Source organism: Reyranella sp., assembly GCF_017305915.1.
Classification (GTDB): domain Bacteria; phylum Pseudomonadota; class Alphaproteobacteria; order Reyranellales; family Reyranellaceae; genus Reyranella.
On the sequence record NZ_JAFKJN010000012.1, the window covers coordinates 1 to 25,155 of the forward strand.

23 protein-coding genes are annotated in these 25,155 nt (G+C 67.9%); 11 read left to right on the forward strand and 12 right to left on the reverse strand.

Annotated elements, in window-relative coordinates:
* Window positions 1-145: 145 nt before the first annotated feature.
* From J0J01_RS10235 to coaBC, 6 genes are read right to left on the reverse strand one after another with little or no spacing between them, the layout of a single operon-like run.
* Window positions 146-1,054: an NAD(P)-dependent oxidoreductase gene (locus J0J01_RS10235; RefSeq protein ID WP_296380221.1), complete on the reverse strand. Its 909-nt coding sequence runs from the start codon at window positions 1,052-1,054 to the stop codon at window positions 146-148.
* A gap of 9 nt (window positions 1,055-1,063) precedes the next feature.
* Window positions 1,064-1,522 carry a GNAT family N-acetyltransferase gene (locus J0J01_RS10240; protein ID WP_296380223.1) on the reverse strand — a complete coding sequence of 153 codons (459 nt, stop codon included), beginning with the start codon at window positions 1,520-1,522 and terminating at the stop codon, window positions 1,064-1,066.
* Window positions 1,512-1,940: a carboxymuconolactone decarboxylase family protein gene (locus J0J01_RS10245; RefSeq protein WP_296380225.1), complete on the reverse strand. Its 429-nt coding sequence runs from the start codon at window positions 1,938-1,940 to the stop codon at window positions 1,512-1,514. The genes J0J01_RS10240 and J0J01_RS10245 overlap by 11 nt, the downstream gene beginning before the upstream one ends.
* A gap of 44 nt (window positions 1,941-1,984) precedes the next feature.
* The gene (locus tag J0J01_RS10250; protein WP_296380227.1) at window positions 1,985-2,449 is read right to left on the reverse strand and encodes an Rrf2 family transcriptional regulator; all 465 of its coding nucleotides are present in this window, start codon (window positions 2,447-2,449) and stop codon (window positions 1,985-1,987) included.
* 19 nt (window positions 2,450-2,468) lie between these two features.
* Complete coding sequence (dut, locus tag J0J01_RS10255) at window positions 2,469-2,945, reverse strand: dUTP diphosphatase (protein ID WP_296380229.1); 477 nt, start codon at window positions 2,943-2,945, stop codon at window positions 2,469-2,471.
* The gene (gene coaBC, locus J0J01_RS10260; RefSeq protein WP_296380231.1) at window positions 2,942-4,198 is read right to left on the reverse strand and encodes a bifunctional phosphopantothenoylcysteine decarboxylase/phosphopantothenate--cysteine ligase CoaBC; all 1,257 of its coding nucleotides are present in this window, start codon (window positions 4,196-4,198) and stop codon (window positions 2,942-2,944) included. The genes dut and coaBC overlap by 4 nt, the downstream gene beginning before the upstream one ends.
* Window positions 4,199-4,323: 125 nt before the next feature.
* On the opposite strand from coaBC, the gene J0J01_RS10265 reads away from it, so the two are divergent.
* On the forward strand, window positions 4,324-4,527 hold the full coding sequence (locus J0J01_RS10265; protein ID WP_365736574.1) for a GIY-YIG nuclease family protein: 204 nt from the start codon (window positions 4,324-4,326) through the stop codon (window positions 4,525-4,527).
* A gap of 217 nt (window positions 4,528-4,744) precedes the next feature.
* Here J0J01_RS10265 and ubiB read toward each other — a convergent pair whose 3' ends face one another.
* Together ubiB and ubiE are read right to left on the reverse strand one after the other, a co-directional pair.
* A complete protein-coding gene (ubiB, locus tag J0J01_RS10270) occupies window positions 4,745-6,277 on the reverse strand; it encodes a 2-polyprenylphenol 6-hydroxylase (RefSeq protein WP_296380232.1) in 1,533 nt (510 codons plus the stop codon).
* A gap of 2 nt (window positions 6,278-6,279) precedes the next feature.
* Window positions 6,280-7,041, reverse strand: a complete 762-nt coding sequence (gene ubiE / locus J0J01_RS10275; protein WP_296380234.1) for a bifunctional demethylmenaquinone methyltransferase/2-methoxy-6-polyprenyl-1,4-benzoquinol methylase UbiE — start codon at window positions 7,039-7,041, stop codon at window positions 6,280-6,282.
* Between the two features lie 23 nt (window positions 7,042-7,064).
* On the opposite strand from ubiE, the gene J0J01_RS10280 reads away from it, so the two are divergent.
* The 7 genes from J0J01_RS10280 to J0J01_RS10310 all read left to right on the forward strand — a co-directional run bounded on the left by J0J01_RS10280 (window position 7,065) and on the right by J0J01_RS10310 (window position 15,012).
* Entirely contained in the window at window positions 7,065-7,799 is a 735-nt protein-coding gene (locus tag J0J01_RS10280) for an SDR family oxidoreductase (protein WP_296380236.1), read from the forward strand.
* 184 nt (window positions 7,800-7,983) lie between these two features.
* Entirely contained in the window at window positions 7,984-8,922 is a 939-nt protein-coding gene (locus tag J0J01_RS10285; RefSeq protein WP_296380238.1) for an ABC transporter permease, read from the forward strand.
* Window positions 8,923-8,935: 13 nt separating this feature from the next.
* The gene (locus J0J01_RS10290; protein ID WP_296380239.1) at window positions 8,936-9,811 is read left to right on the forward strand and encodes an ABC transporter permease; all 876 of its coding nucleotides are present in this window, start codon (window positions 8,936-8,938) and stop codon (window positions 9,809-9,811) included.
* Window positions 9,808-11,370, forward strand: a complete 1,563-nt coding sequence (locus tag J0J01_RS10295; protein ID WP_296380241.1) for an ABC transporter substrate-binding protein — start codon at window positions 9,808-9,810, stop codon at window positions 11,368-11,370. The genes J0J01_RS10290 and J0J01_RS10295 overlap by 4 nt, the downstream gene beginning before the upstream one ends.
* A 14-nt stretch (window positions 11,371-11,384) precedes the next feature.
* Entirely contained in the window at window positions 11,385-12,956 is a 1,572-nt protein-coding gene (locus J0J01_RS10300) for an ABC transporter substrate-binding protein (RefSeq protein WP_296380243.1), read from the forward strand.
* Window positions 12,956-13,939 carry an ABC transporter ATP-binding protein gene (locus J0J01_RS10305; protein WP_296380245.1) on the forward strand — a complete coding sequence of 328 codons (984 nt, stop codon included), beginning with the start codon at window positions 12,956-12,958 and terminating at the stop codon, window positions 13,937-13,939. The genes J0J01_RS10300 and J0J01_RS10305 overlap by 1 nt, the downstream gene beginning before the upstream one ends.
* Window positions 13,936-15,012, forward strand: coding sequence for a dipeptide ABC transporter ATP-binding protein (locus J0J01_RS10310; protein WP_296380247.1), 1,077 nt, complete (start codon window positions 13,936-13,938; stop codon window positions 15,010-15,012). Before J0J01_RS10305 ends, J0J01_RS10310 begins: the two co-directional genes overlap by 4 nt.
* Before the next feature lie 144 nt (window positions 15,013-15,156).
* Here J0J01_RS10310 and J0J01_RS10315 read toward each other — a convergent pair whose 3' ends face one another.
* Window positions 15,157-15,960, reverse strand: coding sequence for a DUF1849 family protein (locus J0J01_RS10315; RefSeq protein ID WP_296380249.1), 804 nt, complete (start codon window positions 15,958-15,960; stop codon window positions 15,157-15,159).
* 92 nt (window positions 15,961-16,052) lie between these two features.
* On the opposite strand from J0J01_RS10315, the gene J0J01_RS10320 reads away from it, so the two are divergent.
* Together J0J01_RS10320 and J0J01_RS10325 are read left to right on the forward strand one after the other, a co-directional pair.
* Window positions 16,053-16,325, forward strand: coding sequence for a type II toxin-antitoxin system ParD family antitoxin (locus tag J0J01_RS10320; RefSeq protein WP_296380251.1), 273 nt, complete (start codon window positions 16,053-16,055; stop codon window positions 16,323-16,325).
* Window positions 16,322-16,540, forward strand: coding sequence for a hypothetical protein (locus J0J01_RS10325; RefSeq protein ID WP_296380254.1), 219 nt, complete (start codon window positions 16,322-16,324; stop codon window positions 16,538-16,540). The genes J0J01_RS10320 and J0J01_RS10325 overlap by 4 nt, the downstream gene beginning before the upstream one ends.
* On the opposite strand, the gene J0J01_RS10330 is transcribed toward J0J01_RS10325, so the two are convergent.
* From J0J01_RS10330 to J0J01_RS10340, 3 genes are all read right to left on the reverse strand, one after another.
* Window positions 16,537-17,499: a ribonucleotide-diphosphate reductase subunit beta gene (locus J0J01_RS10330; RefSeq protein WP_296380256.1), complete on the reverse strand. Its 963-nt coding sequence runs from the start codon at window positions 17,497-17,499 to the stop codon at window positions 16,537-16,539. The two genes, J0J01_RS10325 and J0J01_RS10330, sit on opposite strands and share 4 nt — an antisense overlap.
* A gap of 156 nt (window positions 17,500-17,655) precedes the next feature.
* Complete coding sequence (locus tag J0J01_RS10335) at window positions 17,656-18,036, reverse strand: hypothetical protein (RefSeq protein ID WP_296380257.1); 381 nt, start codon at window positions 18,034-18,036, stop codon at window positions 17,656-17,658.
* 19 nt (window positions 18,037-18,055) lie between these two features.
* Window positions 18,056-19,972 carry a ribonucleoside-diphosphate reductase subunit alpha gene (locus tag J0J01_RS10340; protein WP_365736585.1) on the reverse strand — a complete coding sequence of 639 codons (1,917 nt, stop codon included), beginning with the start codon at window positions 19,970-19,972 and terminating at the stop codon, window positions 18,056-18,058.
* 404 nt (window positions 19,973-20,376) lie between these two features.
* Here J0J01_RS10340 and J0J01_RS10345 point away from each other — a divergent pair, with 404 nt between their 5' ends.
* A complete protein-coding gene (locus tag J0J01_RS10345; RefSeq protein ID WP_296380261.1) occupies window positions 20,377-25,143 on the forward strand; it encodes an NAD-glutamate dehydrogenase domain-containing protein in 4,767 nt (1,588 codons plus the stop codon).
* The last annotated feature ends 12 nt before the right edge of the window (window positions 25,144-25,155 follow it).

Genomic DNA, 25,155 nt, shown 5'->3' on the forward strand with positions numbered 1-25,155 from the left:
CGCGATTGCCCTCCGCACCGCCATCCCGCGGCCAACGGCGCACGGCCAAAACCAGCTTCCGACAGACGCCTTCGGCACGCCTGCTCAACCTCCGCATACCGCTCTCGCGCCGCCTGCCAATCTACCTCTCGGTGAGAAATGCAGGCTAGTCCTCTTCCGCCAGCATCTCGGCGTAGCGGAAGATCTCGGTATGGTCGGCGCCCTTGCCGAGCTTGCCGTCGGCAGCGGCCCAGTAGGCGACCGCCTGCTCGAGGTTGGGCACGTGCAGCTTCAGGTGCGAGGCGACATCGCCCGCGGTGCGCAGGTCCTTGGCCATCAGCGCCATCGAGAAGCCGGCGGCGAAATTGCGCGGCACGACGAACTGGTGGCCTTTCACCTCGGTGGCGTTGCTCTTGCCGGTCGAGGTGTTGAAGACATCGACCATGGTGCCGGGATCGAGGCCGAAATTCTCGCCGACGATCAGCGCCTCGCACATCGCCACCACGCCCGCCGCCGACAGGTAGTTGTTCAGCGCCTTCAGCGCATGGCCGGCACCGGCAGGCCCGCACAGGGTGATGGTCTTGCCCATGGCGCCGAACACCGGCCGGGCGCGCTCGAGATCGGCCGCGGCGCCCCCGACCATGATCGACAGCGAGCCGTCGACCGCGCGCTTCACGCCGCCCGAAACCGGCGCGTCGAGCAGCGCCATGCCTTTCGCCGCGAGATCGCGCGCCAGCTTCTGGGTGTCGACCGGGTTGGACGAGCTCATGTCCATGACCAGCGCGCCGGCGCCCAGGCCGTCGGCCGCGGCGTCGCGGCCTTCGAGCACGGCAGCACGCACCGCCCTGCCGTCGGGCAGCATGGCGATCAGCGCATTGGCGCCGTGCGCCGCAGCCTTGGCCGACGCCGTCGCAAGCGCCGTCGGATGGGCGCCGACGAAATCGGAGACGGCCTTCTGCGACAGGTCGAACACGCGCAGCTTGAAGCCCGCGCCGGCGAGCCGCGACGCCATCGGCCGGCCCATCATGCCGAGGCCGATGAAGGCGATGGTGGCGGGTGGGGCGAGCGCGGTCATGGCGTTTCCTTAACGGGTGAGATCGTATTCATAGAGCGGCAAGGTGCGGCCGGGAATGGCGTCGGACGGCGCTTGCGAAACGAAGCGCGCGCCCATCCGTTCGTAGAACGGCGCGGCGTTGGGATCGGCGAGGATCGCCATGCGCCGGGCGCCCATCCGGCGGGCCAGCGCCACCGCCGCCTCGAACAGGAGGCGGCCGACGCCGCGGTTCATCGCCAACGGATCGACGAACATCATGTCGAGCTCGCCGTCGGGCTCGACCTTTGCCAGGCCGAACAGCAGCCCCTGCCGCTCGGCCACCAGCACGAGGCCGGAGGCGATGTCGGCGTCGCTCACGGTGAGCGACGCCTGGCTCAGCCGCATGAACTCGGCGTCGTATCCCCAGTGCGCCTTGGAACGCACGGCGAGCGCGGTCAGCGCCTCGGCTTCGCCGGGGCGCGCCGCGCGGACGGTGACGTCAGATGCCACGTTCCTTGAAGACGCCGCTGGCGGTCTTGAAGGCGTCGAGGCTGGCCGGAATGCCGCAATAGATCGCGACCTGCAGGAAGATCTCCTTGATCTCCTCCTTGGTCAGGCCGTTGTTCAGCGCGCCGTTGACGTGCAGCTTGAGCTCGGGGCCGCGATTGAGCGCCGCCAGCATGGCGAGATTCAGCATCGAGCGGGTCTTCTTGGAGAGGCCCGGCCGCGTCCAGGCATAGCCCCAGCAATACTCGGTGGTGATGTCCTGGAAGGACATCATGAAGTCGTCGTTGGCGGCGCCCGCCAGCGAGTTGTCGACGTAAGCCGCGCCGAGCACGGCTTTGCGAACCTTCATGCCCTCGTCGTAGAGCTTCTTGTTGCGCGGGTTGGGCTTGGCTTTCTTCGCTGCGGCTTTGGCCTTGGCCATCATGCTCCTCCATTAAAAAGCGGCGGAGCATAGATCAGAAAGCGTCAGGCGGCAGCGGGCGTTGGCTGTGCCGCTTTCGCAGGCGGACGGTCGAGGCCCTTGGCGCGGGCGCGCTTGCACAGCTCCTCGATGGTGATGGTGTCGAGCTGCGTCATCATCTCCTCGCGCAGCTTCTCCCAGGCCGGCCAGACGATCTCGTGGGCGAGCGGCGAGCCGACCGACAGGTCGTTGAGCTCGGTCTCGGCCTCGAGCTTGCGCACCACCCGCACCACCTCGCCCAGGGAAATCAAACTTCGGTCGCGGCCCAGGCGATAGCCGCCGCGCGGGCCGCGCTTGCCGGCGAGGATGCCGGCGCGCACCAGGTGCTGCAGGACCTGCTCGAGGTAGCGCTTGGGAATGCGCTGGCGCTCGGTGATGTCACCGCTGCGCACCGGGTGCTCGCCCACGTGAAAAGCCACGTCGAGCACGGCTTCGATCGCGAACATCGTCTTCTTGCTGAGCCGAGGCATGGACCGGTCCTCTGAGCCCTCACTTGCGTTGCGGCGCCTCCGCTTTCACACCGGTGGATCCGAACCCGCCGGCGCCCCGCGCCGTCTGGTCGAGCTGCGAAACCTCCTGCCAGACGGCCCGGGCATGCCGCGCCACGACGAGCTGTGCAATTCGCATGCCGCGGCTGATTCGGAACGGCTCCTGGCTCAAATTGATGAGGATTACGCCCACTTCGCCGCGATAGTCGGCATCGACGGTGCCCGGTGCATTGGCAACGGTGATGCCATTCTTGGCGGCCAGCCCGGATCGCGGGCGGACCTGGGCCTCGAAGCCCACCGGCAGGGCGATCGCGATGCCGGTGGGCACGATCTTCCGCTCCAGGGGTTTCAGCTCGATCTCGCCCTCGATGGCGGCCAGCAGATCGGCGCCGGCCGCCGCCGCGGTGGCGTAGTCGGGGAGGTTTAGATCGCGACCGTGGGGCAGGCGAACGATCTGTATTTCGACGATTTCGGTCACTCTGCCGCCTCGGCAGGCCGCGGCCGGGTCAGATGCAGCGCGATCGCGCCGGCGAGCTGCATGGCGACCCGGTCCTTGGACAGGGTCGGCCAATCCTGCACGCCCTGCGCACTGATCAGATGCACGGTGTTGCGCTCGCCGCCGAAGGTGCCCGTGGCCGGCGAGACGTCGTTGGCGACGATCCAGTCGCAGCCCTTCCGGGTCCGCTTCTCGACGGCGTTGGCGACCACGTTCTCGGTCTCGGCGGCGAAGCCCACGACCAGGGTCGGTCGCTTCGCGCCGGGCTTGCTGAGCGCCGCCAGGATGTCGGGATTGGGCGTCAGCTCCAGCGCCGGCGGCGCGGCACCGGGCTTCTTCTTGAGCTTGGACCCAGCAGGCACGGCCATCTTCCAGTCGGCGACGGCGGCAGCGCAGACCGCGACATCGACTTTGCCCGCCGCGAGGCAGGCATCGAGCATCTGGTCCGCCGATTCGATCTTCACCACCTTCACGCCGGCCGGATCGGGCACGTTGACCGGCCCGCTGACCAGCGTGACCTCGGCGCCGAGCTGCGCCAGCGCCGCGGCGATGGCGTGGCCCTGCTTGCCCGAGGAATGATTGGAAATGTAGCGCACCGGATCGATCGCCTCGCGCGTCGGACCCGAGGTCACCAGGGCGCGCTTGCCGGCCATCGGCTTTTCGAGGGGCGGTTTCTCGAGGGGCGGCTTCTCGGCCGAGAGCAGCGATTCGATCGCCGCAACGATCTCCGCCGGCTCCGACATGCGGCCGGGGCCGTATTCGTTGCAGGCCATCACGCCGTCGTTGGGCCCGACGAAATGGATGCCGCGCTGGCGCAGCGTCTCGACGTTGGCGACGGTGGCGGCGTGCGTCCACATGCGCACGTTCATCGCCGGCGCCGCGAGCACCGGCTTGTCGGTGGCGAGCAGCACGGTGGTGGCGAGATCGTCGGCCAGGCCTGCCGCCATGCGGCCCAGGATGTTGGCGGTCGCCGGCGCCACGACCAGCAGGTCGGCATCGCGCGAGAGCTGGATATGGCCCATCTCGCTTTCGTCGGTCAGCGAGAACATGTCGCTGTAGACCTTGTCCTCGGTCAGCGCCTGCAGCGACAGCGGCGTCACGAACTTCGCGCCGGCCTCGGTCAGCACGCAGCGCACCGACGCCTCGTGCTTGCGCAGGAGGCGGATCAATTCCTGCGACTTGAAGGCCGCGATGCCGCCCGCGACGACCAGCAGGATACGCTTGCCCTTGAGCATGACCTTGAGCCTAGCACACCGGCAGCAAGCATACACCGTCGTCCCGACCGGAGGGCCGAAGGCCCGGAGTGGAGGGACCTGTTCATAGGGCCTCGCCAACGGCAAATCCGGGTATGGTCGCGTCGATGGATCGCAATCCGACCGTCTACATCCTGTGCAGCGAGAATCGCCGTGCGTTGTATATCGGCGTCACGACCAACCTGGTCCGTCGGATCGAGGAGCATCGACGAGGGCTCGTAGAGCATACCGCGCGGTACCATATTCACCAGCTGGTCTACTTCGAGCCCCATGACACGGCCTCTGATGCAATTGCGCGGAAAAGCAGCTGAAGAACTGGCGGCGCGAGAAGAAGCTCGTCCTGATCAATCGGTCGAATCGTGAGTGGCGGGATTTGAGCGGCGAGATCGACTAAGCGTCGTCCCGAGCGAAGCCGAGGGACCTGTTCATGCCTTCGGCGCCGCGATGAACAGGTCCCTCCACTCCGCTTCGCTAAAGCGCGGGGGTTACCCCGCGCGAGTCGGGACGACGGGGGCGCCTTGGCGGCCCTTAGTGCCACCAGGCGACGATGGCGGCGATCAGGGCGAGGACGGCGACGATCTCGGCGAAGCCCGGCCGCAGCCAGGAGCGGCCCGGCTCGGGCGGGCGCGGAGCCGCCTCACGCTCGGCCTGGTGGCGCTCGCGCTCGGCGATCAGGTGCAGGCTGTCGATCAGTCGGGGCACGCGGCGCAGGCCCTGCATCAGGTCCTCGACGCCGCGCTGGATCGTGGCGCGCGGGCCGAAATGGCCGCGCATCCAGTCCTCGATCAGGGGCTGCGCCAGCTCCCAGATATTGACCCTGGGATTGAGCCGCGTGCCCATCCCCTCGGCCATCAGCATGGTTTTCTGCAGAAGCAGAAGCTGCGGCTGCACCGTCATCTCGAACTGCTCGGTGACGCGCAGCAGGTGCGCCAGCAGCTTCGCGATCGAGATCTCGTGGCTCGGCTTGCCGAAGATCGGCTCGCCGATCGAGCGGCAGGCCTGGGCGAACATCTCGAGCGACTGGTCGGCCGGCACGTAACCCGCCCGGAACTGCACCTCGGCCACCGCGCGATAGTCGCGCCGCAGGAAGGCGACCAGCAGCTCGGCGAGATAGCCGCGGGTGTCGTGATCGACCCGGCCCATGATGCCGAAATCGACCGGCACGATGCGGCCCTGGCGGTCGACGAAGGCGTTGCCGCCATGCATGTCGGCGTGGAAGAAGCCGTCGCGGAATACCTGGTAGAAGAAGGCCTCGGCACTCTTGCGCATGATGGCGTCGGGGTCATGGCCAGCGGCGAGGATCGCCTCGCGGTCGCCGATCGGGATGCCGTCGACCTGCTCCTGGGTCATCACCCGCTGCGCCGTGCGGTCCCAGTCGATCTCGGGCGTACGATAGCTGGGATCGTCGCGGAAATTCTCGCCCAGCTCCTGCGCCGCCGCAGCCTCCATGCGGAGGTCCATCTCGACCCGCACCACGTCGGCGAAGGCCTTGACCGATTCGACCGGCCGCAGGCGGCGGAAGCGTGGCTGGGTGCGCTCGACCAGCTCGGCGATCCAGTAGAAGAGGTCGAGATCGCGCGCGAACGCCGCCTCGATGCCGGGCCGCAGGACCTTGACCGCGACCGGCCGGCCATCGGTGGTGATCGCGAAATGCACCTGCGCGATCGAGGCGGCGGCGATCGGCGTGTCGTCGAAACTCGCGAACAGCGCGTCGATCGGCTTGCCGAGCTGCATCTCGATGGTGCGCCGCGCCTCGGCGCCGGGAAACGCCGGCAGATGATCCTGCAGCCTGGCGAGATCGGCCGCGACCTCCTCGCTCAACAGGTCGGCTCGCGTCGACAGGGCCTGGCCGAGCTTGATGAAGCTCGGGCCCATCTCCTGCAGCGCCGCCGCCAGCCGCTCGCCCGGCCGCCGCCCGTCGCGCCGCCAGGCGAAGAGCCGCGCCCAGGCGATCAGCGCCGGCGCGATGCCGAGGGTTTCGAGCGGGAACAGCGCGTCGTGGCGCGCGAAGCTCAGCGCCACGCGCAACAGGCGCCAGCTGTTCCGAAGGGCGCGCAGCATGCCTAGATCCGCCAACCCGAATGCAGGGCGACGACGCCGAGCGTCATGTTGCGCCAGGCCACGCGCTCGAAGCCCGACTCGCGCATGCGCCGCGCCAGGTCGCGCTGCGATGGGAAGCGGCGGATGCTTTCGTGCAGATAGCGGTAGGACTCGGCATCCTGCGCCACCAGCCGGCCGAGCAGCGGCAGGGCACGCTCCGAGTAGGCGTCGTAGATCTTGCCGACCGGCGCCGAGGTCACCTTGCTGAACTCGAGGCAGAGGTAGCGGCCGCCAGGCTTCAGCACGCGATAGGCCTCGCGCAGCGCCTTGTCGATGTCGGTGACGTTACGCAGGCCGAAAGCGATGGTGTAGGCGTCGAACGAACGATCCGGGAACGGCAGGGTTTCGGCATCGCCGGTCGTCCAGGTCAGGCCGCGCAGCAGACCTTTGTCGGCGGCACGGTCGCGGCCGACCTCGAGCATCGCCGGGTTGATGTCGCAGATCGTGATGTCGGCGTTTTCCACCCGTCGGGCGATGCGGAAGGCGATGTCGCCGGTGCCGCCGGCCACGTCGAGGAACTTCTCGTTCCTGCGCGGGGCGAGCACGTCGATCAGCGCATTCTTCCAGAGCCGGTGCACGCCGCCGGACATCAGGTCGTTCATCAGGTCGTAGCGCGGCGCCACCGATTCGAAGACGCGCGCGACCATGCCCGCTTTCTCGCTTGCGGGTACGTCGCGATAGCCGAAGGATGCCCGATCGGCTGGATCGTCGGCGGGCTCTGTCATGGAACCAACCTAAAGGAATCGCCATGCTGCTGAAAGACCGGGTGATTCTGATCACCAACGTCGAAAAGTTCGCCGGCCACGGCACGACGGAGGTCGCTTTGGCGCAGGGGGCGACCGTCCTGGCGCACGATCCCTCGTTCCAGGAGCCGAGTGCACGGCGCAAGTACGAAAGCCACTACCCCGGCGCCCATGCGCTCTCCGCCGTCGAGCCCGCGGCGCTGGTCGAGCTGGCCCTGAAGCGCCATGGCCACATCGACGCGCTGGTGAACAACGACGCCTTCCCCGCCCTGCGCGCGCCGCTCGCCGAGGCGCGCATGGAGGACTTCCGGTCCGCCCTCGAGGCAATGGCGGTGCAGCCCTTGCGGCTCACGCAGCTGGTGGCGCCGTCGATGCGCCAGCGCAAGTCGGGCCGCATCGTGTTCGTGTCGTCGGCGGCGCCCTTGCGCGGCCTCGCCAACTACGCGCCCTATGTCGCCGCCCGCGCGGCGGCCAACGGGCTGGTCTCGTCGCTCGCCAAGGAGCTCGGGCGCGACGGCATCACCGTCAACGCGGTCGGCTCGAACTATGTCGAGAACCCCGACTACTTCCCGCCGCAGCTCCTCGCCAACGCCGAAGCGATGGCCAAGATGACGGCGCAGATCCCACTCGGGCGCCTGGGCAAGAGTGCCGAGCTCGGCGCCGCCATCTGTTTCCTGTGCTCGGACGGCGCCGGCTTCATCACCGGCCACGTCCTGCCGCATGCCGGCGGCTGGGCGTAGCCGCACGTTTCGGAGAGCGGTCGGCGGTTGCGCGTGACGGGCCGTTCGGCGCGTGCCACACTTCACACATAACGAAATGCCGCGCACGTCGGACGAAGCGCGGCCGGCTAGGGAGTAACGCTGGGACGCGGGCAGCCATTGCTCGCGCGCTACCTCTTGGCCGACCTTCGTCCGGAGGCAGCGCATGGCACGACAGATTGTCCATCGCCTGTTGATCTCGTTCCCCGCGCTGCTCGGGGTGCTGTTCCTGTGCTTCTGCCTGCTGCAGGTCGTGCCGGCCGATCCGGCGATGATCATCGCCGGGCCCGATGCCAAGGCCGACACCATCGCGGCGATCCGCCTGGAGCTCGGCCTCGACCGGCCGATCCCGATCCAGTTCCTCGACTATATCCTGCGGGTGCTGCGCGGCGATCTCGGCCGTTCGATCATCTCCAACAAGATGGTGAGCGAGGAGCTCGGCCTCACCATCGGTCCCACCGTCGAGCTGATGCTGGGGGCGATGATCATGGCCGTGCCGGTCGGGCTGGCGCTCGGGACGCTGGCCGCCGTCAATCGCGGCCGGCTGACCGACCGGCTCATCATGGCCTTCTCGGTCGCCGGCGTGTCGATGCCGGTGTTCTTCATCGGCCTGATCCTGATCCAATATGTCGGCTTCAAGTGGGCGCTGCTGCCCTTCACCGGACGCACCGGACCGGTCTGGGCCGGCGGCCTGCCCAGCCTGATCCTGCCGGCGGTCACGCTGGGCGCGGTGCTGATCGGCCCGATCTCGCGGCTGACCCGCACCGCCGTGCTCGAGGTGCTGGGTGCCGACTTCGTGCGCACCGCCCGCGCCAAGGGCCTGCGCGAGACGGTGGTGATCGTCCATCACGCGCTGCGTAACGCGCTGATCCCGGTGGTGACCCTGATCGGCCTGCAGGCGGCGTTCCTGCTGGGCGGCGCGGTCGTCACCGAGACCATGTTCTCCTGGCCGGGCGTCGGGCGGCTCGCGGTCGGCGCCATCGTGTCGAGCGATTTCCCGACGGCGCAGGGCGCGATCATGATCCTCGCGCTGGCCTTCCTGCTGATCAACCTGCTGGTCGACGTGCTCTACGTCTATCTGGATCCCCGAGTTCAACGAACATGAGGGCGCAGCGGTCATGAGCGTCGAAGCCCTCGGCACCGCGCAAGCCCCCGCACCGGCCGGCCGCGCCGGCGTGCTGCGCCGGCTGATGCGCGACAAGGTCGCCGCCATCGCCGCGATCGCGCTGACCCTGATCGTGCTGGCCGCGATCGCAGCACCGCTGATCGCGCCGTACGATCCCTACTTCACCGACCTCACCAAGGTGATGCAGCCGCCGAACGAGACCAACTGGTTCGGCACCGACAATACCGGCCGCGACATCCTGAGCCGCGTCCTCTACGGCACGCGCAGCACGCTGATGCTGGGCCTGATCGGCGTGATCGTCGGCGGCCTGCTGGGCGGCGTGCTCGGCATCCTGGCGGCGTTCTACCCGAGGCTCGACGGCTGGATCATGCGGCTGGTCGACATCATGCTGGCGTTCCCCGCGATCCTGATCGGCCTCGCGGTCGCGGCGATCTTCGGCGCCGGCCTCACCGCCGTGGTGATCGCGCTGGTGGTGGCGACGGTGCCCGACGTGGCCCGCGTCGCCCGCGGCGCTGCGGTCGGCGTGATGGGCCAGGAATTCATCGAGGCCGGCCGCGCAGTCGGCGTCTCGGACTCGACGCTGATCTGGCGCTACCTGACGCTCAACTGCATCTCGACCATCTTCGTGTTCCTGACCTTGCGCTTCGGCCAGATCATCCTGATCGGCTCGGCGCTGGGCTTCCTCGGCATGGGCGCGCAGCCGCCGACCGCCGAGCTCGGCATGATGGCCGCGCAAGGCCGCGACTTCCTGTTCATGGCGCCGCACATCGCGACGATCCCGAGTCTTGCGATCTTCGTCATCGTGCTGGCGGCCAACCTTCTGGGCGACGCGCTGCGCGACGTCCTCGATCCGAGGCTGCAGCAATGATCAAAGCCTTGTTGGGTGCCGCGTTCGCCTTGGGTATCGCCACGTCCGCAACGGCACAGACCCTCAACATGATGAAGGGCGTCGACGCGCCGCACTACGATGCGCAGCGCACGACCTGGGGTCCGACCTCCGACATCGTCAACATGATCCAGGACACGCTGGTGGCGCTCGACTGGGACGGCAAGACGCCGATCCCCTATCTCGCCAAGTCGTGGACGGTCAGCCCCGACGGCAAGCTCTACACCTTCAAGCTGCGCGACGACGTCACCTTCTGCAGCGGCAAGAAGCTGACCGCCGAGGACGTGGTCTTCACCTTCAAGCGGCTGAAGAGCCCGGAGATCAAGGGCCCCTTCGCCTGGCGCGCCGGCACCCTCAAGGATGTGCGGGCCGCCGATCCCTACACCGTCGCGTACGAGCTGGCCGAGCCGTTCTCCGAGCTGCTGCTGCAGCTCACCATGTTCACCAACGCCATCCTCAACAAGGACAATGTCGAGGCGCTGGGCAAGGACTACGGCGTCAAGGGCGCCGACGGCACCGGGCCGTGGTGCCTGGAGTCCTGGCAGCCGCGCACGCACATCACGCTGAAGCGCCACGACGCCTACCGCTGGGGCCCCTCGATGTACCAGAACAAGGGCCCGGTGAAGTTCGAGAAGCTGGTGATCAAGATCGTGCCGAAGGACTCGAGCCGCGTCGCGGCGATGATGGCCGGGCAGTTCGACACCACCCACCAGTTCCCGACGCAGTTCATCGCCCAGGCCAAGACCGCGCCGATGCTGACCGTCAACGAGGCCAAGCCCAACTTCCAGCTCCTCTATTTCGGCTTCAAGACGACCCGGCCGATGGTCGCCGACAAGCGGGTGCGCGAGGCGATGAGCATCGCCATCGACCGCGCCGCCATCGCCAAGAGCATCCTGCTGGGCAACGCCGAAGCAGCTTTCACCATCGTCGACCCCGGGGCGCAAGACCACGACCCGAAGACCGCCGGCATCGTCAAGCAGGACCCCGAGCGGGCCAAGAAGCTGCTCGACGAGGCCGGCTGGAAGCCCGGCGCCGACGGCATCCGCGAGAAGGACGGCGTGAAGCTGGCGCCCAAGGTCTACTACACGGCCAACGCCAACTCCGCCCGCGTCGCCGAGGCGATCCAGGGTTACCTGCGCAAGGTCGGCGTCGACTGGAAGCTGCAGCCCTGGGACTCGACCATCGCGCCGGTGAAGATGGCCGAGCAGGACTACGAGATCTGGTCGGTCACCGTGCCGTATCTCTCGGCCGGCGACCTGATGAACATCTACTTCGACTCGGCGAACATCCCGACGCCCAACCGCATGAACTGGAAGGACGCCGAGACCGACCAGTGGCTGAAGCAGGGCCGTGCCGCGCTGACCGCCGAGGAGCGCACGCGCTTTTACGCCCAGGTGCAGCAGAAGGTGATGACAGAGCATCTGTGGATGCCGGTGCTCAACATCGCCATGTACGAGGTCTCGAACAAGAAGCTGAAGGGCATGCGCCCGCACATGATCTACCAGAACACTTTCTACAAGGGGCTGGACGCCTCCTTCTGACCGGGAGAACGACCATGTTGCGAGTTGTACGGAGTGCGGTCGCGTTGCTTGGCGCCTGTGCGTTGGGAGCCACAGCCGAGGCGCAGACCCTGCGCATGATGAAGTCGCTCGATGCGCCGCACTATGACGGCGCGCGCACGACCTGGTCGCCGTCGTCCGACATCGTCAACATGATCCAGGACACGCTGGTGGCGATGGACTGGGACGGCAAGACCGCCGTCCCCTACCTCGCCAAGTCGTGGACCGTCAGCCCCGACGGCAAGCTCTACACCTTCAAGCTGCGCGACGACGTGAGCTTCTGCAGCGGCAAGAAGTTCACCGCCGACGATGTCGTCTACTCCTTCAAGCGGCTGGTCAGCCCCGAGCTCAAGGCGCCGCTCGCCTGGCGCGCCGGCGAGCTCGAGGATATCCGCAGCCTCGACCCCTACACCGTCGAGTACGAGCTCAAGGAGCCGTTCTCCGACCTGCTGCTCAACCTCACCATGTTCACCACCGCGATCCACAACAAGGAGAGCGTCGAGGCGCTGGGCAAGGACTACGGCGTCAAGGCGATCGACGGCACCGGCCCGTGGTGCTTCGACAGCTGGCAGCCGCGCACCGAGATCGTGCTGAAGCGCCACGACGCCTACAAATGGGGCCCGTCGCTGTACCAGAACAAGGGCCCGGTGAAGTTCGAGAAGCTGTCGATCAAGATCGTGCCCGAGGATTCGAGCCGCCTCGCCGCCATGATGGCCGGCCAGTTCGACGTCACCCACCAGATGCCGTTGCAGTTCCTGCAGCAGGTCAAGGCGGCGCCGATGCTGACCGTGCAGGAGGCCAAGCCCAACTTCCAGCTCCTGTACTACGGCTACAAGTCCAACCGCCCGATGGTCGCCGACAAGCGGGTGCGCGAGGCGATGAACATCGCCATCAACCGCGCCGAGATCGTCAAGGGCATCGCGCTGGGCAACGCCGAGCCCGCCTACACCTACATCGACGACAAGGCGCTCGACTTCGCCGCCGGGACCAAGGGCATGATCAAGGAGGACGTCGAGCGGGCCAGGAAGCTGCTCGACGAGGCCGGCTGGAAGGTCGGCGCCGACGGCATCCGCGAGAAGGACGGGGTGAAGCTGGCGCCGCGCGTGCTGTTCACCCAGGTCGGCCTGTTCCCCCGCATCTCCGAGGCGATCCAGGGCTACATGCGCAAGATCGGCGTCGACTGGAAGATCGTCGGCTTCGATTCGACCATCGCGCCGGCCGAGATGGCCAAGCAGGACTACGAGCTGTGGACCGTCACCTTCCCCTACATGTCGGCCGGCGACCTGCTCAACTTCTACTTCGACTCGCGCAACATGCCGGCGCCCAACCGCATGAACTGGAACGACCCGCAGACCGACGAGCTGCTGCACAAGGGCAAGGCGGCGCTGGGCGAGGCCGACCGCGCCAAATACTACGGCCTCGCCCAGGAGCGGGTGACGTCGGAGCATCTCTGGATGCCGGTGATGAACGTCGGCATGTACGTCACCAGCAACAAGAAGCTGAAGGGCGTGCGGCCGCACATGCTCTACCAGAACACCTTCTACAAGGGCCTGGACTACTCCTTCTGATGGACGCGCTGCTCGAGGTCCGCGGTCTCCGCACGCACTTCCGCACCGACCGCGGCCTGTTCAAGGCGGTCGACGGCATCGACCTCACCGTCGGCCGCGGCCGCACCGTCGGCCTGGTCGGCGAATCGGGCTGCGGCAAGAGCGTGACCTCGCTCTCGGTGATGGGCCTGGTCGCCGCGCCCGGCACGGTCGAGGGCGAGGCGATCCGCTTCGACGGCCGCGACCTGCTCGGCCTCTCGGCCGACGAGCGCCGGCGCCTGCGCGGCGGCAAGATGTCGATGATCTTCCAGGAGCCGATGACCTCGCTCAACCCGGTCCACACGATCGGCGCGCAGATCGTCGAGGGCATCCTGGCCCACACCCGGCTCTCGCCCGCCGAGGCGCGGGCTCGGGCGATCGAGATGCTGGAGCTGGTGCGCATCCCCTCGGCGGCGGCGCGCTTCGACGATTTCCCGCACCGGCTCTCGGGCGGCATGCGCCAGCGCGTGATGATCGCCATGGCGCTCTCCTGCGAGCCGACGCTGCTGATCGCCGACGAGCCGACCACGGCGCTCGACGTCACCATCCAGGCGCAGATCCTCGAACTGCTGCAGGACCTGCAGCGCCGCCTCGGCATGGCGATCCTGATCATCACCCACGATCTCGGCGTGATCGCCGAGGTCGCCGACGACGTGGTCGTGATGTATGCCGGCAAGATCGTCGAAAGCGGGCCGGTGGGCGCGCTGTTCGCCGATCCGCAGCACCCCTACACGATCGGCCTGCTCGGCTCGATCCCACGGCTCGACGTCGACCGCGAGCGGCTGTCGACCATCGAGGGCACGGTGCCCGGCGCCGACCGCCTGCCCGCCGGCTGCCGCTTCTCGCCGCGCTGCCCGTTCGCCGACGCGCGCTGCGCCCAGTCGCCGCCGCCGTTGCGCGACATCGGCCCCGACCACCGGGTCGCCTGCTGGAAGGCACCCGTGGAGTTGGAGCTCGCGCCATGACCGATGCGCCCGTCCTCCAGGTCGACGGCCTGGTCAAGCATTTCCCGGTCACGCGCGGCGTGGTGCGTCGCAAGCTGGTCGGGCTGGTGCGCGCGGTCGAAGATGTGAGCTTCGAGATCGGCCGCGGCGAGACGCTCGCCCTGGTGGGCGAATCGGGCTGCGGCAAGTCGACGACCGGCCGGCTGGTCCTGCGCCTGATGGACCCGACCGCGGGCTCGGTGCGCTTCAAGGGCGAAGAGATCGCGACCCTCGACAAGGGCGCGCTGCGCCGCCTGCGCCGCCACATGCAGATCATCTTCCAGGACCCCTACGCCTCGCTCAATCCGCGCATGACGGTGGGCGAGATCCTGGCCGAGCCGCTGAACGTGCACGCGATCGGCGACGAGGTCTCGCGGCGCCGGCGGGTCAGCGAGCTGCTCGAGGTCGTGGGCCTGCTGCCCGAGCATGCCCGTCGCTACCCGCACCAGTTCTCCGGCGGCCAGCGCCAGCGCATCGGCATCGCCCGCGCGCTCGCGGTCAATCCCGACCTGATCGTGTGCGACGAGCCGGTGTCGGCGCTCGACGTCTCGATCCAGGCGCAGATCGTCAACCTCCTGCAGAACCTGCAACAGCGCTTCGGCCTCTCCTACCTGTTCATCGCCCACGATCTCGCGGTGGTGAAGCACATCAGCGACCGCGTGGCGGTGATGTATCTCGGCAAGCTGGTCGAGATCGCCGACAAGAAGACGCTCTACGCCCGGCCCTTGCACCCCTACACCCAGGCCCTGCTGTCGGCGATCCCGCGGCCCGATCCCTCGGCCTGTGTCGAGCGCATCGTGCTGACAGGCGACGTGCCGAGCCCGTTCATGCCGCCCTCGGGCTGCCGCTTCCACACCCGCTGCGCGCACGCGCAAGCGCGCTGCAAGACCGAGGAGCCCAAGCTGCGCGAGGCCAAGCCGGGTCATCGCGTCGCCTGCCACTTCTTCGAGAGCCTGCCGATGCCCGCGATCGCCGCCCGGGCCGGCCCGGCCAAGGGCAAATTCGCCGAGCGCCTGGTCGCCTTCGAACGGGCCAAGGCGCAGCTCGCGCGCTGACACCGTCCGCCCCGAGTCCGGTCCCGTATTCCGGACTCGCCGGACGAACAAAACGCCGGCCCGCTTGGGTTTCAGGCGATTCGTCCGGAAATCCCGCCACCCCCCGATATCAATGATATCAGTGATAGCATTGATATCATCTCCTCAGTCGCACTTCGGCGCCGGGAACAGGGTGACCTCGCGGGCCTCGAGCAGCAGGCCGACATTCTGCCGCTTGATCAGCCGGCGCAGGATCGCGCCCGATTCGTGCAGCAGCCAGAACTCGTCGCCGAACTCGTTGAAGTCGCCGACCCGGCGGCGCACCGCGAAGACGCGGCCCTTGGCGAAGTCCTTGTCGGAGGTCTTGAGGTCCTTCGGGAGAGCGGTCGGGATCCCCTGCTCCGGCGGCAGGCGCTGGAAGCGCTCCACGATCGGCTTGTGGAAGCGCAGCATCTCGACGGTCTTGATCTCGATCGGGTCGGGCTGGTTGGCGAGCAGCGCATCGACCAGCGCGGCCCGCGCCGCGGCCGGCGGCAGGGTGCCGGCCGGCAGGTCGCTGGTCTGCTTGTAGGTGCCGAGATCGGCGCGCAGCCTGCCGCCGTCAGGGCCGATCGTCGCCTTGATCGTGGCCGACGTGTTGCGCGCGTTCAGCCGCGTGCGCGCCTGGTAGGCGAGCTGCGCGCCGTCGAGCGGCTCGGTCGCGGTCAGCCGTTCCTCGATCCGGTCGGCCTTGTCGCCGAGCTGCTTGGAAGCGCCCGGGCTCTTGTCGATACCGAACTGGTAGACCTCGCCCAGGGTCCAGCCCTGGCAGCTCTTCGTCAGGCTGTAGGTGCCCGTCCCTTCGGCGTAGACGCCCTTCTCGGCATCGGCCGGCAGCTTGACCTCGTAGGACACCGCGTGGCTCGTCACCCCGGCCTCAGCGGCGGGACCCAACACCATCGCCAGCAGGAAAACGGCCCGCCGAATCATGGCCTTTCGCTTAGGCGAATCCGACGCCACGGGCAATGCTGGCAATGTATCTGGGCGGTCCGATATGATTGCCTTCATACCGCGAGAACATCATGCCCAAGGCCACCAAGCGTACGTTCAGTCTGCCGGCCGAGCAGACCGCCGACTCCAAGGTCGAGGCCGGCGCGTATGCCTCCGGCTCCGAAGTCGTCCGCGACGGCCTGCATGCCTTGCAGGAGAGAAACGCGGCCGCCGAACGGTGGCTGATCGAAGAGGTCGCTCCTGTCTATGACGCGATGAAGGCGAACCCCAAGCGTGCCCTTCCGGCCAAATCCGTCTTTGCGGAGGCACGCGCTCGATACACGAAGCGCAAGAGTCGTCGTTGAAACGGCGCACCGTCGCGTTCGCGTCGGAGGCGCGCCGCGACTTGCTCGAACTCGGCGACTGGATCGCGGAGCGTACAGGAATCGAAACCGCATTGAGCTATGTGGCCGGCTCGAAGCCTGCTGTATGGGCTTCGAGATCAGCGGCGAACGCGGTCATCGCCGCGATGACATCCGACCCGGTTTGCGGATCACCGGCTTCGGACGGCGAGTGCTAGCTGAACGCCTCTTCCCACGACCCCCGCGTCGAGGCCTTGGAGTATTCGGTCGAGCGGTTCTCGAAGAAGTTGGTGTGCTCGACGGCGTTCAGCATCTGGTCCATCCAGGGCAGCGGGTTCTTCGCGTCCTTGGCGTAGATCGGCTGCAGGCCGAGCTGGATAAGGCGGCGGTCGGCGATGAAGCGGATGTAGCGCTTCACGTCGGTCGCGGTCATGCCCTCGATGCCGCCGAGCTCGAAGGCGAGGTCGATGAAGGCGTCCTCGTGGTCGACGATGGTCGAGCAGGCGACGTAGATCTCGCGCTGCAGCGGCTCGGTCCAGATCTCCGGGTTCTCCTGCACGAAGGTGCGGAACAGCTTGACGATCGAGTTGCAGTGCAGCGTCTCGTCGCGCACCGACCACGACACGATCTGGCCCATGCCCTTCATCTTGTTGAAGCGCGGGAAGTTCATCAGCATCGCGAACGAGGCGAAGAGCTGCAGGCCCTCGGTGAAGGCGCCGAACACCGCCAGCGTCTTGGCGATGTCGGCCTTCGAGGAGACGTTGAACTCCTGCATGTAGTCGTACTTGTCCTTCATCTCCTTGACGGTGAGGAAGGCCGAGTACTCGGTCTCGGGCATGCCGATCGTGTCGAGCAGGTGGCTGTAGGCCGCGACGTGCACCGTCTCCATGGCGGAGAAGGCGGCCAGCATCATCTGCACCTCGGTCGGCTTGAAGACGCGGCTGTAGTGCCGCATGTAGCAGTTGTTCACCTCGACGTCGGCCTGGGTGAAGAAGCGGAAGATCTGCGTCAGCAGGTGGCGCTCGCTGTCGGAGAGCTTGTTGCGCCAGTCCTTGACGTCGTCGGCCAGCGGCACCTCCTCCGGCAGCCAGTGGATGCGCTGCTGCGTCAGCCACGCATCGTAGGCCCAGGGATAGTGGAACGGCTTGTAGATCGGCTTGGCGTCGAGGAGGGACATGGCTTCTAGCTACTCGCGGCGGGGCGGGATGGGTATGGGCTGACTACGTGGATTTCGGGGACATCCCATGTCATCCCGAGCGTAGCGAGGGATCTATGTGGGTCAGCATAGATCCCTCGCTACGCTCGGGATGACACGGCGGCCGGCTTCGGCATCTCAGCGCCAGCCTTCGTTCAACGGCGGCTTGAGCGCCTCGATCAGCCAGGCCTCGTCGGCCACCGCCCCCCGCCGCACCAGGACGTGGGTCGCGCCGTAGCCGATCGCCGTGCCGATCTTGTGCTGCGCCTGCGCGCCGACATAGAGCACGCGCCAGCCGCGGCCGTGGCGATAGGCGAAGGCGTAGAGCGCGCCCGGCAGGGTCAGCCGCGTGCCGAGCGGCTGGACCTCGAAGGCGAGCGACCGGCTCGACAGCCGCGCCGTCTCGGCGGCCGGCCTGAGCCAGGCGGCAATCAGCCGGTGCAGGAACGAACCGATCCGATCGGTCGAGCCCAGCGCGACATCGCCGGCGGGTGACAAGGTGCGTGGCATGTCCGACATCAGCCTGCCCCCCGTGAGCTCACTGACAGCTCAGACACTCCTCGTAGTCGTTGTTGTTGGCCCCGCCGGTCGGCGTGCCGACCGGCAGGGGCGTCGCGGGGGCGTCGAGGCCAGGAGACAACGGGGGGGCTGAAAGAGCCTGGTCGCCGAGCGGCGAGACGACGGCGTCGTTGGACACCACGTCGGCGCGCTGGATGGAGAGCGAGCGGCAGTAGTAGAGCGTCTTCACGCCGCGCTTCCACGCCATCATATGGATCTGGTGCAGGTCGCGCTTGTGCACGTCGGCCGGCAAGAAGAGGTTGAGCGACTGGCTCTGGCAGATGTAGGGCGTGCGGTCGGCCGCATGCTCGACCAGCCAGCGCTGGTCGATCTCGAACGCGGTCTTGAACACCGCCTTCTCGTGGTCGTCGAGGCAGTCGAGATGCTGCACCGAGCCCTTGTCGGTCATGATCGAGGTCCAGGTGTCCTCGTCGTTCTTGCCCTTCTGCGCCAGCACCTTCTCGAGGTACGGGTTGCGCACGACGTGGCTGCCCGACAGCGTCTTGTGATTGTAGACGTTGGCCGCCGACGGCTCGATGCCGGGCGAGGCGCCGCCGCAGATGATCGAGATCGACGCGGTCGGCGCGATCGCGAGCTTGTGGCTGAAGCGCTCCTCGATGCCGAAGTCGGCGGCATCCGGGCACGCGCCGCGCTCCTTGGCGAGCGCCTTGGAGGCGGCGTCGCACTGGCTGCGGATGTGCTTGAACATCTTCTTGTTCCACACCTTCGCCATCACCGCTTCGATCGGGATGTTGTTCTGCTGCAGGAAGGAGTGGAAGCCCATCACGCCGAGGCCGACCGAGCGCTCGCGCATCGCCGCGTAGGTCGCCTTGGCGAAGTCGGTGCCGGCGGTATCGATGAAGCCCTGCAGCACGTTGTCGAGGAAGCGCATCACGTCCTCGATGAAGGTCGGATGCTCGTGCCATTCGAGATAGCTCTCGAGATTGAGCGAGCTGAGGCAGCACACCGCGGTGCGCTGCTTGCCGTCGCGGTCGACGCCGGTCGGCAGCGTGATCTCGCTGCACAGGTTCGAGGTCTTGATCTCGAGGCCGGCGAGCTTGTGGTGCTCGGGCCGCGCCTTGTTCACGTGATCGACGAAGATCAGGTACGGCTCGCCGGTCTCGATGCGCGCCGTCAGGATGCGGATCCACAGCGAGCGCGCCGAGATCTTGCGCTGCACCGTCTTGTCCTTGGGCGACAGCAGCGCCCATTCCTCGTCGTTCTCGACCGCGCGCATGAAGGCGTCGGAGATCAGCAGCCCGTGGTGCAGGTTCAGCGCCTTGCGGTTGGGGTCGCCGCCGGTCGGCCGGCGGATCTCGATGAACTCCTCGATCTCGGGATGGTTGACCGGCAGGTAGACCGCCGCCGAGCCGCGGCGCAGCGAGCCCTGGGAGATCGCCAAGGTCAGCGAGTCCATGACGCGGATGAAGGGCACGACACCGGAGGTCTTGCCGTTCATGCCGACCTTTTCGCCGATCGAGCGCAGGTTGCCCCAGTAGGAGCCGATGCCGCCGCCGCGCGCCGCCAGCCAGACATTCTCGTTCCACAGGCCGACGATGCCTTCGAGCGAATCGTTGGCCTCGTTGAGGAAGCAGGAGATCGGCAGGCCGCGCTGCGTGCCGCCGTTCGACAGAACAGGCGTCGCCGGCATGAACCACAGATTGGAGATGTAATCGTAGAGCCGCTGGGCATGCGCATCGTCATCGGCATAAGCCGACGCGACCCGCGCAAACATGTCCTGGTAGGATTCGCCCGGCATCAAATACCGGTCGGCGAGGGTGGCCTTGCCGAAGGCCGTCAGGCGGTCGTCCCGGGAGGGTTCGGTAACAACGCGCGCACCGCTTCGAACTTGAACAACATCAAACACTTGCGGCTCCCTTTTTCTTCTTGTCCACACCTGTGGATAAGACAGGTTGTGGAAGATGCCTAGATGTAGGGGCCGGTTCGGTCAGCCCCGCTATCCCTTGATGATACGCAGGGCGGCGGTGCTGTCATTGCCAAATTTATGCCCCACTTGTGAATCTGAAGAAACCACTACTAATAGATTGTTCTTCAACGAAAAATCCGGGTTTGAAATTTTGTTTTTCGAACCCTGCAGAGACCTTCGCATTGCAGCATGGATGGAGAACAAAACGCGCTTTCCCGCAGGATTCCGCGCCGTCAGACGGAATCAGCAGCGATTCGGCCGACCCGCGTCGGAGGACTCCCCCAAACCGCCCGTCCGGAGGGCACTTCTTTCGTCGTCAGATTGTCATACCCGGCGCTACCATCTTTTGGGGGCTGCGCAGGAAGGACAGGACCATGACGACATCGCTGGCGACGCGGGCTCATGGGCTGGAGGCGATCGGCGCCGCGGCCGGTACGGAGGAAGCGCAAGCCTTCGCCCGCCGCCTCTATGAACGCGTCGCCGACCAGGACCTGGCCGGCGCTACCGCCGAGCAGCGCGCCGGAGCCGCCCTGTCCCTGCTCGCCTTCGCCCGCCGCCGGCTGCCCACGGTCGCCAAGGTGCGGGTGTTCAACCCGAGCCTCGCCGAGCACGGCTTCGAGAGCCGGCACACCATCGTGCAGATCGTCAATGACGACATGCCGTTCCTGGTCGATTCGATCACCAACGAGCTCGGCCGCCGCGAGCTCGGCGTCCACCTGCTCGCCCATCCGGTGATGACCGTGCGGCGCGACGTCGATGGCGACCTGCTGCAGGTCGAGCCCAATGGCCCAGGCAACCAGGGCGGCCACGCCGAATCGATGATGTCCATCGAGATCGATCGCCAGGCCGAGCCCGCGCAGCTCGACGAAACGGCGGCGGCGCTCGGCCGCGTGCTGGCCGAGGTGCGGCTCGCGGTGAGCGACTGGCGGACGATGCGCCAGGCCGCGCTCGACGCCGTCGAGGATCTCAAACCCCTTCTTGCAAGAGGAGGGCACGCGATCGAGGAGCAGGAGTTCCTGCGCTGGCTCGAGGACAGCCACTTCACCTTCCTCGGCCATCGCCGCTACCGCTACCTCGAGGATTCGAGCGTCCCCGGCGGCCTGCGCTACGAGGTCATCCCGGGCTCGGCGCTGGGCAACCTGCGGCGCGACGAGGTCCGCCTGTTCGACGCCGGGCTGGGCGGCGGCGAGGCGATGTCGCGCTTCGCCCGCGGCCCCGAGCCGCTGCTGATCGTCAAGACCGACCGCGAGGCGCTGGTCCATCGCCGCGGCGCGATGGACTGCATCATCGTCAAGACCCACGACGCCGACGGCCGGGTCACCGGCGAGCGCCGCTTCGCGGGCCTCTTCACCTCGGGCGCCTATCACGCCCCGGCGCTGGAAGTGCCGCTGCTGCGCGGCCGCGTCGAATCGGTGCTGGTGCGAGCCGGCCTCGATCCCAACGGCCACGACGGCAAGGCGCTGCTCGCCATCCTCGATTCCTATCCGCGCGACGAGCTGTTCCAGATCGACACCAACACGCTGTACGAGCACGCGCTCGGCATCCTGCAGCTTCAGGAGCGCCATCGCGTCGCGCTGTTCGTGCGCCGCGATCCGGTCGGCCGCTTCGCGAGCTGCCTGGTGTTCGCGCCGCGCGAGCGCTTCGACGCCGTCCTGAACGACCGCTTCCGCGACCTGCTGCAGGAAGCCTGGCACGGTACGGTGACGTCGATCGCCGGCTCAGGCAGCACCGATTCGGCGCTCGCCCAGGCGCTCTACACCCTGAAGCTCGACGCCCCCGACAGCCCGACACCCGACATCGCCGCGCTGGAACGCGCGCTCGCCGATGCCGCGACCTCGTGGAGCGACCGGCTGCGCACCGCGCTCGAGACCCGGTTCGGCGAAGCCGAAGGGCGGCAGCGGGCGCGTCGCTGGCGGGCGTGGTTCCCGCCGGTCTATCGCGATGTCGTCGAGACGTCGCAGGCGGTCGAGGACATCCCGCTCTTGCAGCGGACGCTGGAGGGCCGCGATTTCGGCGTGCGTCTGGGCCGGCGCACCGGCATGCCGCCCCATCGATTCACGGTGCGGCTGTTCCATCCGAAGAAGCCGATCGCGCTCAGCGACATCCTGCCGCTCGCCGAGAATCTCGGCCTGAGGGTGCTGAGCGAGGCGCCGTTCCAGCTCCAGGCCCAGGGCACAGAGAAGGGCAGCGAGGGCGTGGCGCTGCAGGTGCTGCGGGTCGAGACCGCCGACAAGTCGCCGGTCGACCTGGGCGAGGCCGGGCCGCGCTTCGTCGAGACGCTGGAGCATCTGTGGGCCGGCACGCTCGAGAATGATGGGCTGAACAAGCTGGTGCTGAAGGCTGGGCTCGCCTGGCGCGAGGTCGCGCTGCTGCGTGGCTACGCCAAGTACCTGCGCCAGGCCGGCATCCCGTTCAGCCAGGACTACATGGAGCGCGCGCTGGTCGCCTACCCGGCGATCGCCCGCGGCACGGTCGAGCTGTTCAAGGCGCGCTTCGATCCGGCGCTGGGCGCGGGACGGCAGGCCGCGCTGGAGCGGGTCGAGCAGACGTTGACCGAGGCGCTGGAAAGCGTGGCGACGCTCGACGAGGATCGCATCCTGCGGCGGTTCCTCAACGCGGTGCGCTGCAGCCTGCGCACCAATTACTGGCAGGAGAGGGAGTGGATCTCCTTCAAGGTCGACAGCCGCGCCATCGACGAATTGCCGGCGCCGCGGCCGCTGTTCGAGATCTTCGTCTACAGCCCGCGTATGGAGGGCATCCATCTGCGCGGCGGCCGGGTGGCGCGCGGCGGCATCCGCTGGTCCGACCGGCGCGAGGACTTCCGCACCGAGATCCTGGGCCTGATGAAGACCCAGATCGTGAAGAACGCGGTGATCGTGCCGACCGGCTCCAAGGGCGGCTTCTATGTGAAGCGCCCGCCGCTCGGCGGCACGCGCGAGCAGGTCCAGGCCGAGGGCATCGCCTGCTACCAGACCCTGATCCGCGGCTTGCTCGACATCACCGACAATATCGGCGACGACGGTAAGGTCGTGCCGGCCGACTGCGTGCGTCACGATCCGGACGACCCTTATCTCGTGGTCGCGGCCGACAAGGGAACCGCCACCTTCTCCGACATCGCCAACGCCTTGGCGCGCGAGTACGGCTTCTGGCTGGACGACGCCTTCGCCTCGGGCGGCTCGGCCGGCTACGACCACAAGAAGATGGGCATCACCGCCCGCGGCGCGTGGGAATCGGTGAAGCGGCATTTCCGCGAATTGGGCACCGACATCCAGCGCACGCCCTTCACCGCGGTCGGCGTCGGCGACATGTCGGGCGACGTGTTCGGCAACGGCATGCTGCTCAGCAAGGAGACCAAGCTGCTGGCCGCCTTCGACCATCGCCACATCTTCATCGATCCCGCGCCCGATCCGGCCGTCTCGTGGGCCGAGCGCCAGCGGCTGTTCGACCTGCCGCGCTCGTCGTGGATGGACTACGACAAGAGCCTGATCTCGGCGGGCGGCGGCGTGTTCGACCGCGGCGCCAAGTCGATCGCGCTGTCGGAAGAGGCGCGGCGGGCGCTCGATCTCGACCAGCCGTCGCTGACGCCGGTCGACCTGATGCGCGCCATCCTCAAGGCGCCGGCCGACCTGCTCTATTTCGGCGGCATCGGGACCTATGTGAAGGCGTCGAGCGAGAGCAACGCCGACGCGGGCGACCGCGCCAGCGACGCCGTGCGCATCGATGCGCCCGACCTGCGCGCCAAGGTGATCGGCGAGGGCGCCAATCTCGGCTTCACCCAGCGCGGCCGCGTCGAGGCCGCTCTGGCAGGGCGCAAGATCAATACCGACGCGCTCGACAATTCCGCGGGCGTCGATACGTCCGACCACGAGGTCAACATCAAGATCGCGATCGGCAAGGTCGCCGACCGCGATCCGCTCTTGTTCGCCATGACCGAGGAGGTCGCCGCCCTGGTGCTGCGCCACAACTACCAGCAAAGCCAGGCGATCAGCGTCGCCGAGGAGCAGGCGGCCGAGGAGCACGACCGGCTCGAGCGCTTCATGCGCGCCTTGGAACGGCAAGGCCGACTCGATCGAGCTGTCGAGTACCTGCCCGACACCATCGCAATGCGCACGCGCGGCAACAACAAGCAGTACCTGACCCGGCCCGAGCTGTCGGTGCTGCTGGCCTACGCCAAGATCGACCTCACCGACGAGATCCTCGACTCCGACCTGCCCGACGATCCGCTGCTGGAAGGCGAGCTGGTGCGCTATTTCCCGACCACCCTGCACCAGCGCTTCGACCAGCAGATCCGCGCGCACCGGCTGCGCCGCGAGATCGCGACGCTGCAGGTCGTGAACTCGCTGGTCAATCGCTGCGGCCCGACCTTCGTGCGCACCGTCGGCCAGCGCACCGGCGCCAATGCCGCGACGATCGCGCGGGCCTTCGCCGTGGTGCGCGACGCCTGGAAGCTGCGCGAGCTGTGGGCCGAGATCGAGGCGCTCGATTCGACGCTCAAGGCCGAGGCGCAGATCCGCATGCTGGTCGCCTCGCAGCGCTTCCTACTGCGCACCGTGCAATGGACCCAGCGCCGCCTGCCGCAGCCCATCGATACCCTGGCCGCGACCGAGCAGCTCCGCGCCGCCGTCGCCGCGCTCGGCGACCTGCCGACGTCGCTGATCGGCGAGGCGGAGAGCGCGGCGCTCGACGAGCGCGCCGCCGCCTTCGAGATGCTGGGCGCGCCGCCGGACGTCGCGCGCCGGGCCTCGGCGCTGGAGGCCTTGGCCTCGGCCGGCGACCTGATGCTGGCGGCCAAGGCCAACGGCTGCTCGATCGAGGAGGCGGCGCGGCTCTACTACCGGCTGGGCGAGCGGCTGGCGCTGGCGCGGCTGGAGGCGGCCGCGCACAAGCTGCCGCGCGAGGGCCAGTGGCCGGCCCAGGCGGCCGTCGCCATGCACGACGAGCTGGCGGGACTGCGCGCCGATCTCCTGAACTCGGTGCTGCGGACGAAGGGCGACACGGAAACCATGCTGCAGCGCTGGGGCGAGGGCCGGCCGCTGGCGCTCGAGCGGGTCGACCGCCTGAAGGAAGAGCTGGCGACCGCGGGCCCGATCGATCTGGCCATGCTGTCGGTCGCGGCCAGCGAGTTGCGGTCCCTTGTCTGAGCGGCGATCATC

What these genes read in the sequence shown, in the direction of transcription:
- J0J01_RS10235 (WP_296380221.1), bottom strand. Translation starts at nt 1,054, where the DNA reads ATGACCGCGCTCGCCCCACCCGCCACCATCGCCTTCATCGGCCTCGGC.
- J0J01_RS10245 (WP_296380225.1), bottom strand. Translation starts at nt 1,940, where the DNA reads ATGGCCAAGGCCAAAGCCGCAGCGAAGAAAGCCAAGCCCAACCCGCGC.
- J0J01_RS10250 (WP_296380227.1), bottom strand. Translation starts at nt 2,449, where the DNA reads ATGCCTCGGCTCAGCAAGAAGACGATGTTCGCGATCGAAGCCGTGCTC.
- coaBC (WP_296380231.1), bottom strand. Translation starts at nt 4,198, where the DNA reads ATGCTCAAGGGCAAGCGTATCCTGCTGGTCGTCGCGGGCGGCATCGCG.
- J0J01_RS10265 (WP_365736574.1), top strand. Translation starts at nt 4,324, where the DNA reads ATGGATCGCAATCCGACCGTCTACATCCTGTGCAGCGAGAATCGCCGT.
- ubiB (WP_296380232.1), bottom strand. Translation starts at nt 6,277, where the DNA reads ATGCTGCGCGCCCTTCGGAACAGCTGGCGCCTGTTGCGCGTGGCGCTG.
- ubiE (WP_296380234.1), bottom strand. Translation starts at nt 7,041, where the DNA reads ATGACAGAGCCCGCCGACGATCCAGCCGATCGGGCATCCTTCGGCTAT.
- J0J01_RS10280 (WP_296380236.1), top strand. Translation starts at nt 7,065, where the DNA reads ATGCTGCTGAAAGACCGGGTGATTCTGATCACCAACGTCGAAAAGTTC.
- J0J01_RS10285 (WP_296380238.1), top strand. Translation starts at nt 7,984, where the DNA reads ATGGCACGACAGATTGTCCATCGCCTGTTGATCTCGTTCCCCGCGCTG.
- J0J01_RS10290 (WP_296380239.1), top strand. Translation starts at nt 8,936, where the DNA reads ATGAGCGTCGAAGCCCTCGGCACCGCGCAAGCCCCCGCACCGGCCGGC.
- J0J01_RS10295 (WP_296380241.1), top strand. Translation starts at nt 9,808, where the DNA reads ATGATCAAAGCCTTGTTGGGTGCCGCGTTCGCCTTGGGTATCGCCACG.
- J0J01_RS10300 (WP_296380243.1), top strand. Translation starts at nt 11,385, where the DNA reads ATGTTGCGAGTTGTACGGAGTGCGGTCGCGTTGCTTGGCGCCTGTGCG.
- J0J01_RS10305 (WP_296380245.1), top strand. Translation starts at nt 12,956, where the DNA reads ATGGACGCGCTGCTCGAGGTCCGCGGTCTCCGCACGCACTTCCGCACC.
- J0J01_RS10310 (WP_296380247.1), top strand. Translation starts at nt 13,936, where the DNA reads ATGACCGATGCGCCCGTCCTCCAGGTCGACGGCCTGGTCAAGCATTTC.
- J0J01_RS10315 (WP_296380249.1), bottom strand. Translation starts at nt 15,960, where the DNA reads ATGATTCGGCGGGCCGTTTTCCTGCTGGCGATGGTGTTGGGTCCCGCC.
- J0J01_RS10320 (WP_296380251.1), top strand. Translation starts at nt 16,053, where the DNA reads ATGCCCAAGGCCACCAAGCGTACGTTCAGTCTGCCGGCCGAGCAGACC.
- J0J01_RS10330 (WP_296380256.1), bottom strand. Translation starts at nt 17,499, where the DNA reads ATGTCCCTCCTCGACGCCAAGCCGATCTACAAGCCGTTCCACTATCCC.
- J0J01_RS10335 (WP_296380257.1), bottom strand. Translation starts at nt 18,036, where the DNA reads ATGTCGGACATGCCACGCACCTTGTCACCCGCCGGCGATGTCGCGCTG.
- J0J01_RS10345 (WP_296380261.1), top strand. Translation starts at nt 20,377, where the DNA reads ATGACGACATCGCTGGCGACGCGGGCTCATGGGCTGGAGGCGATCGGC.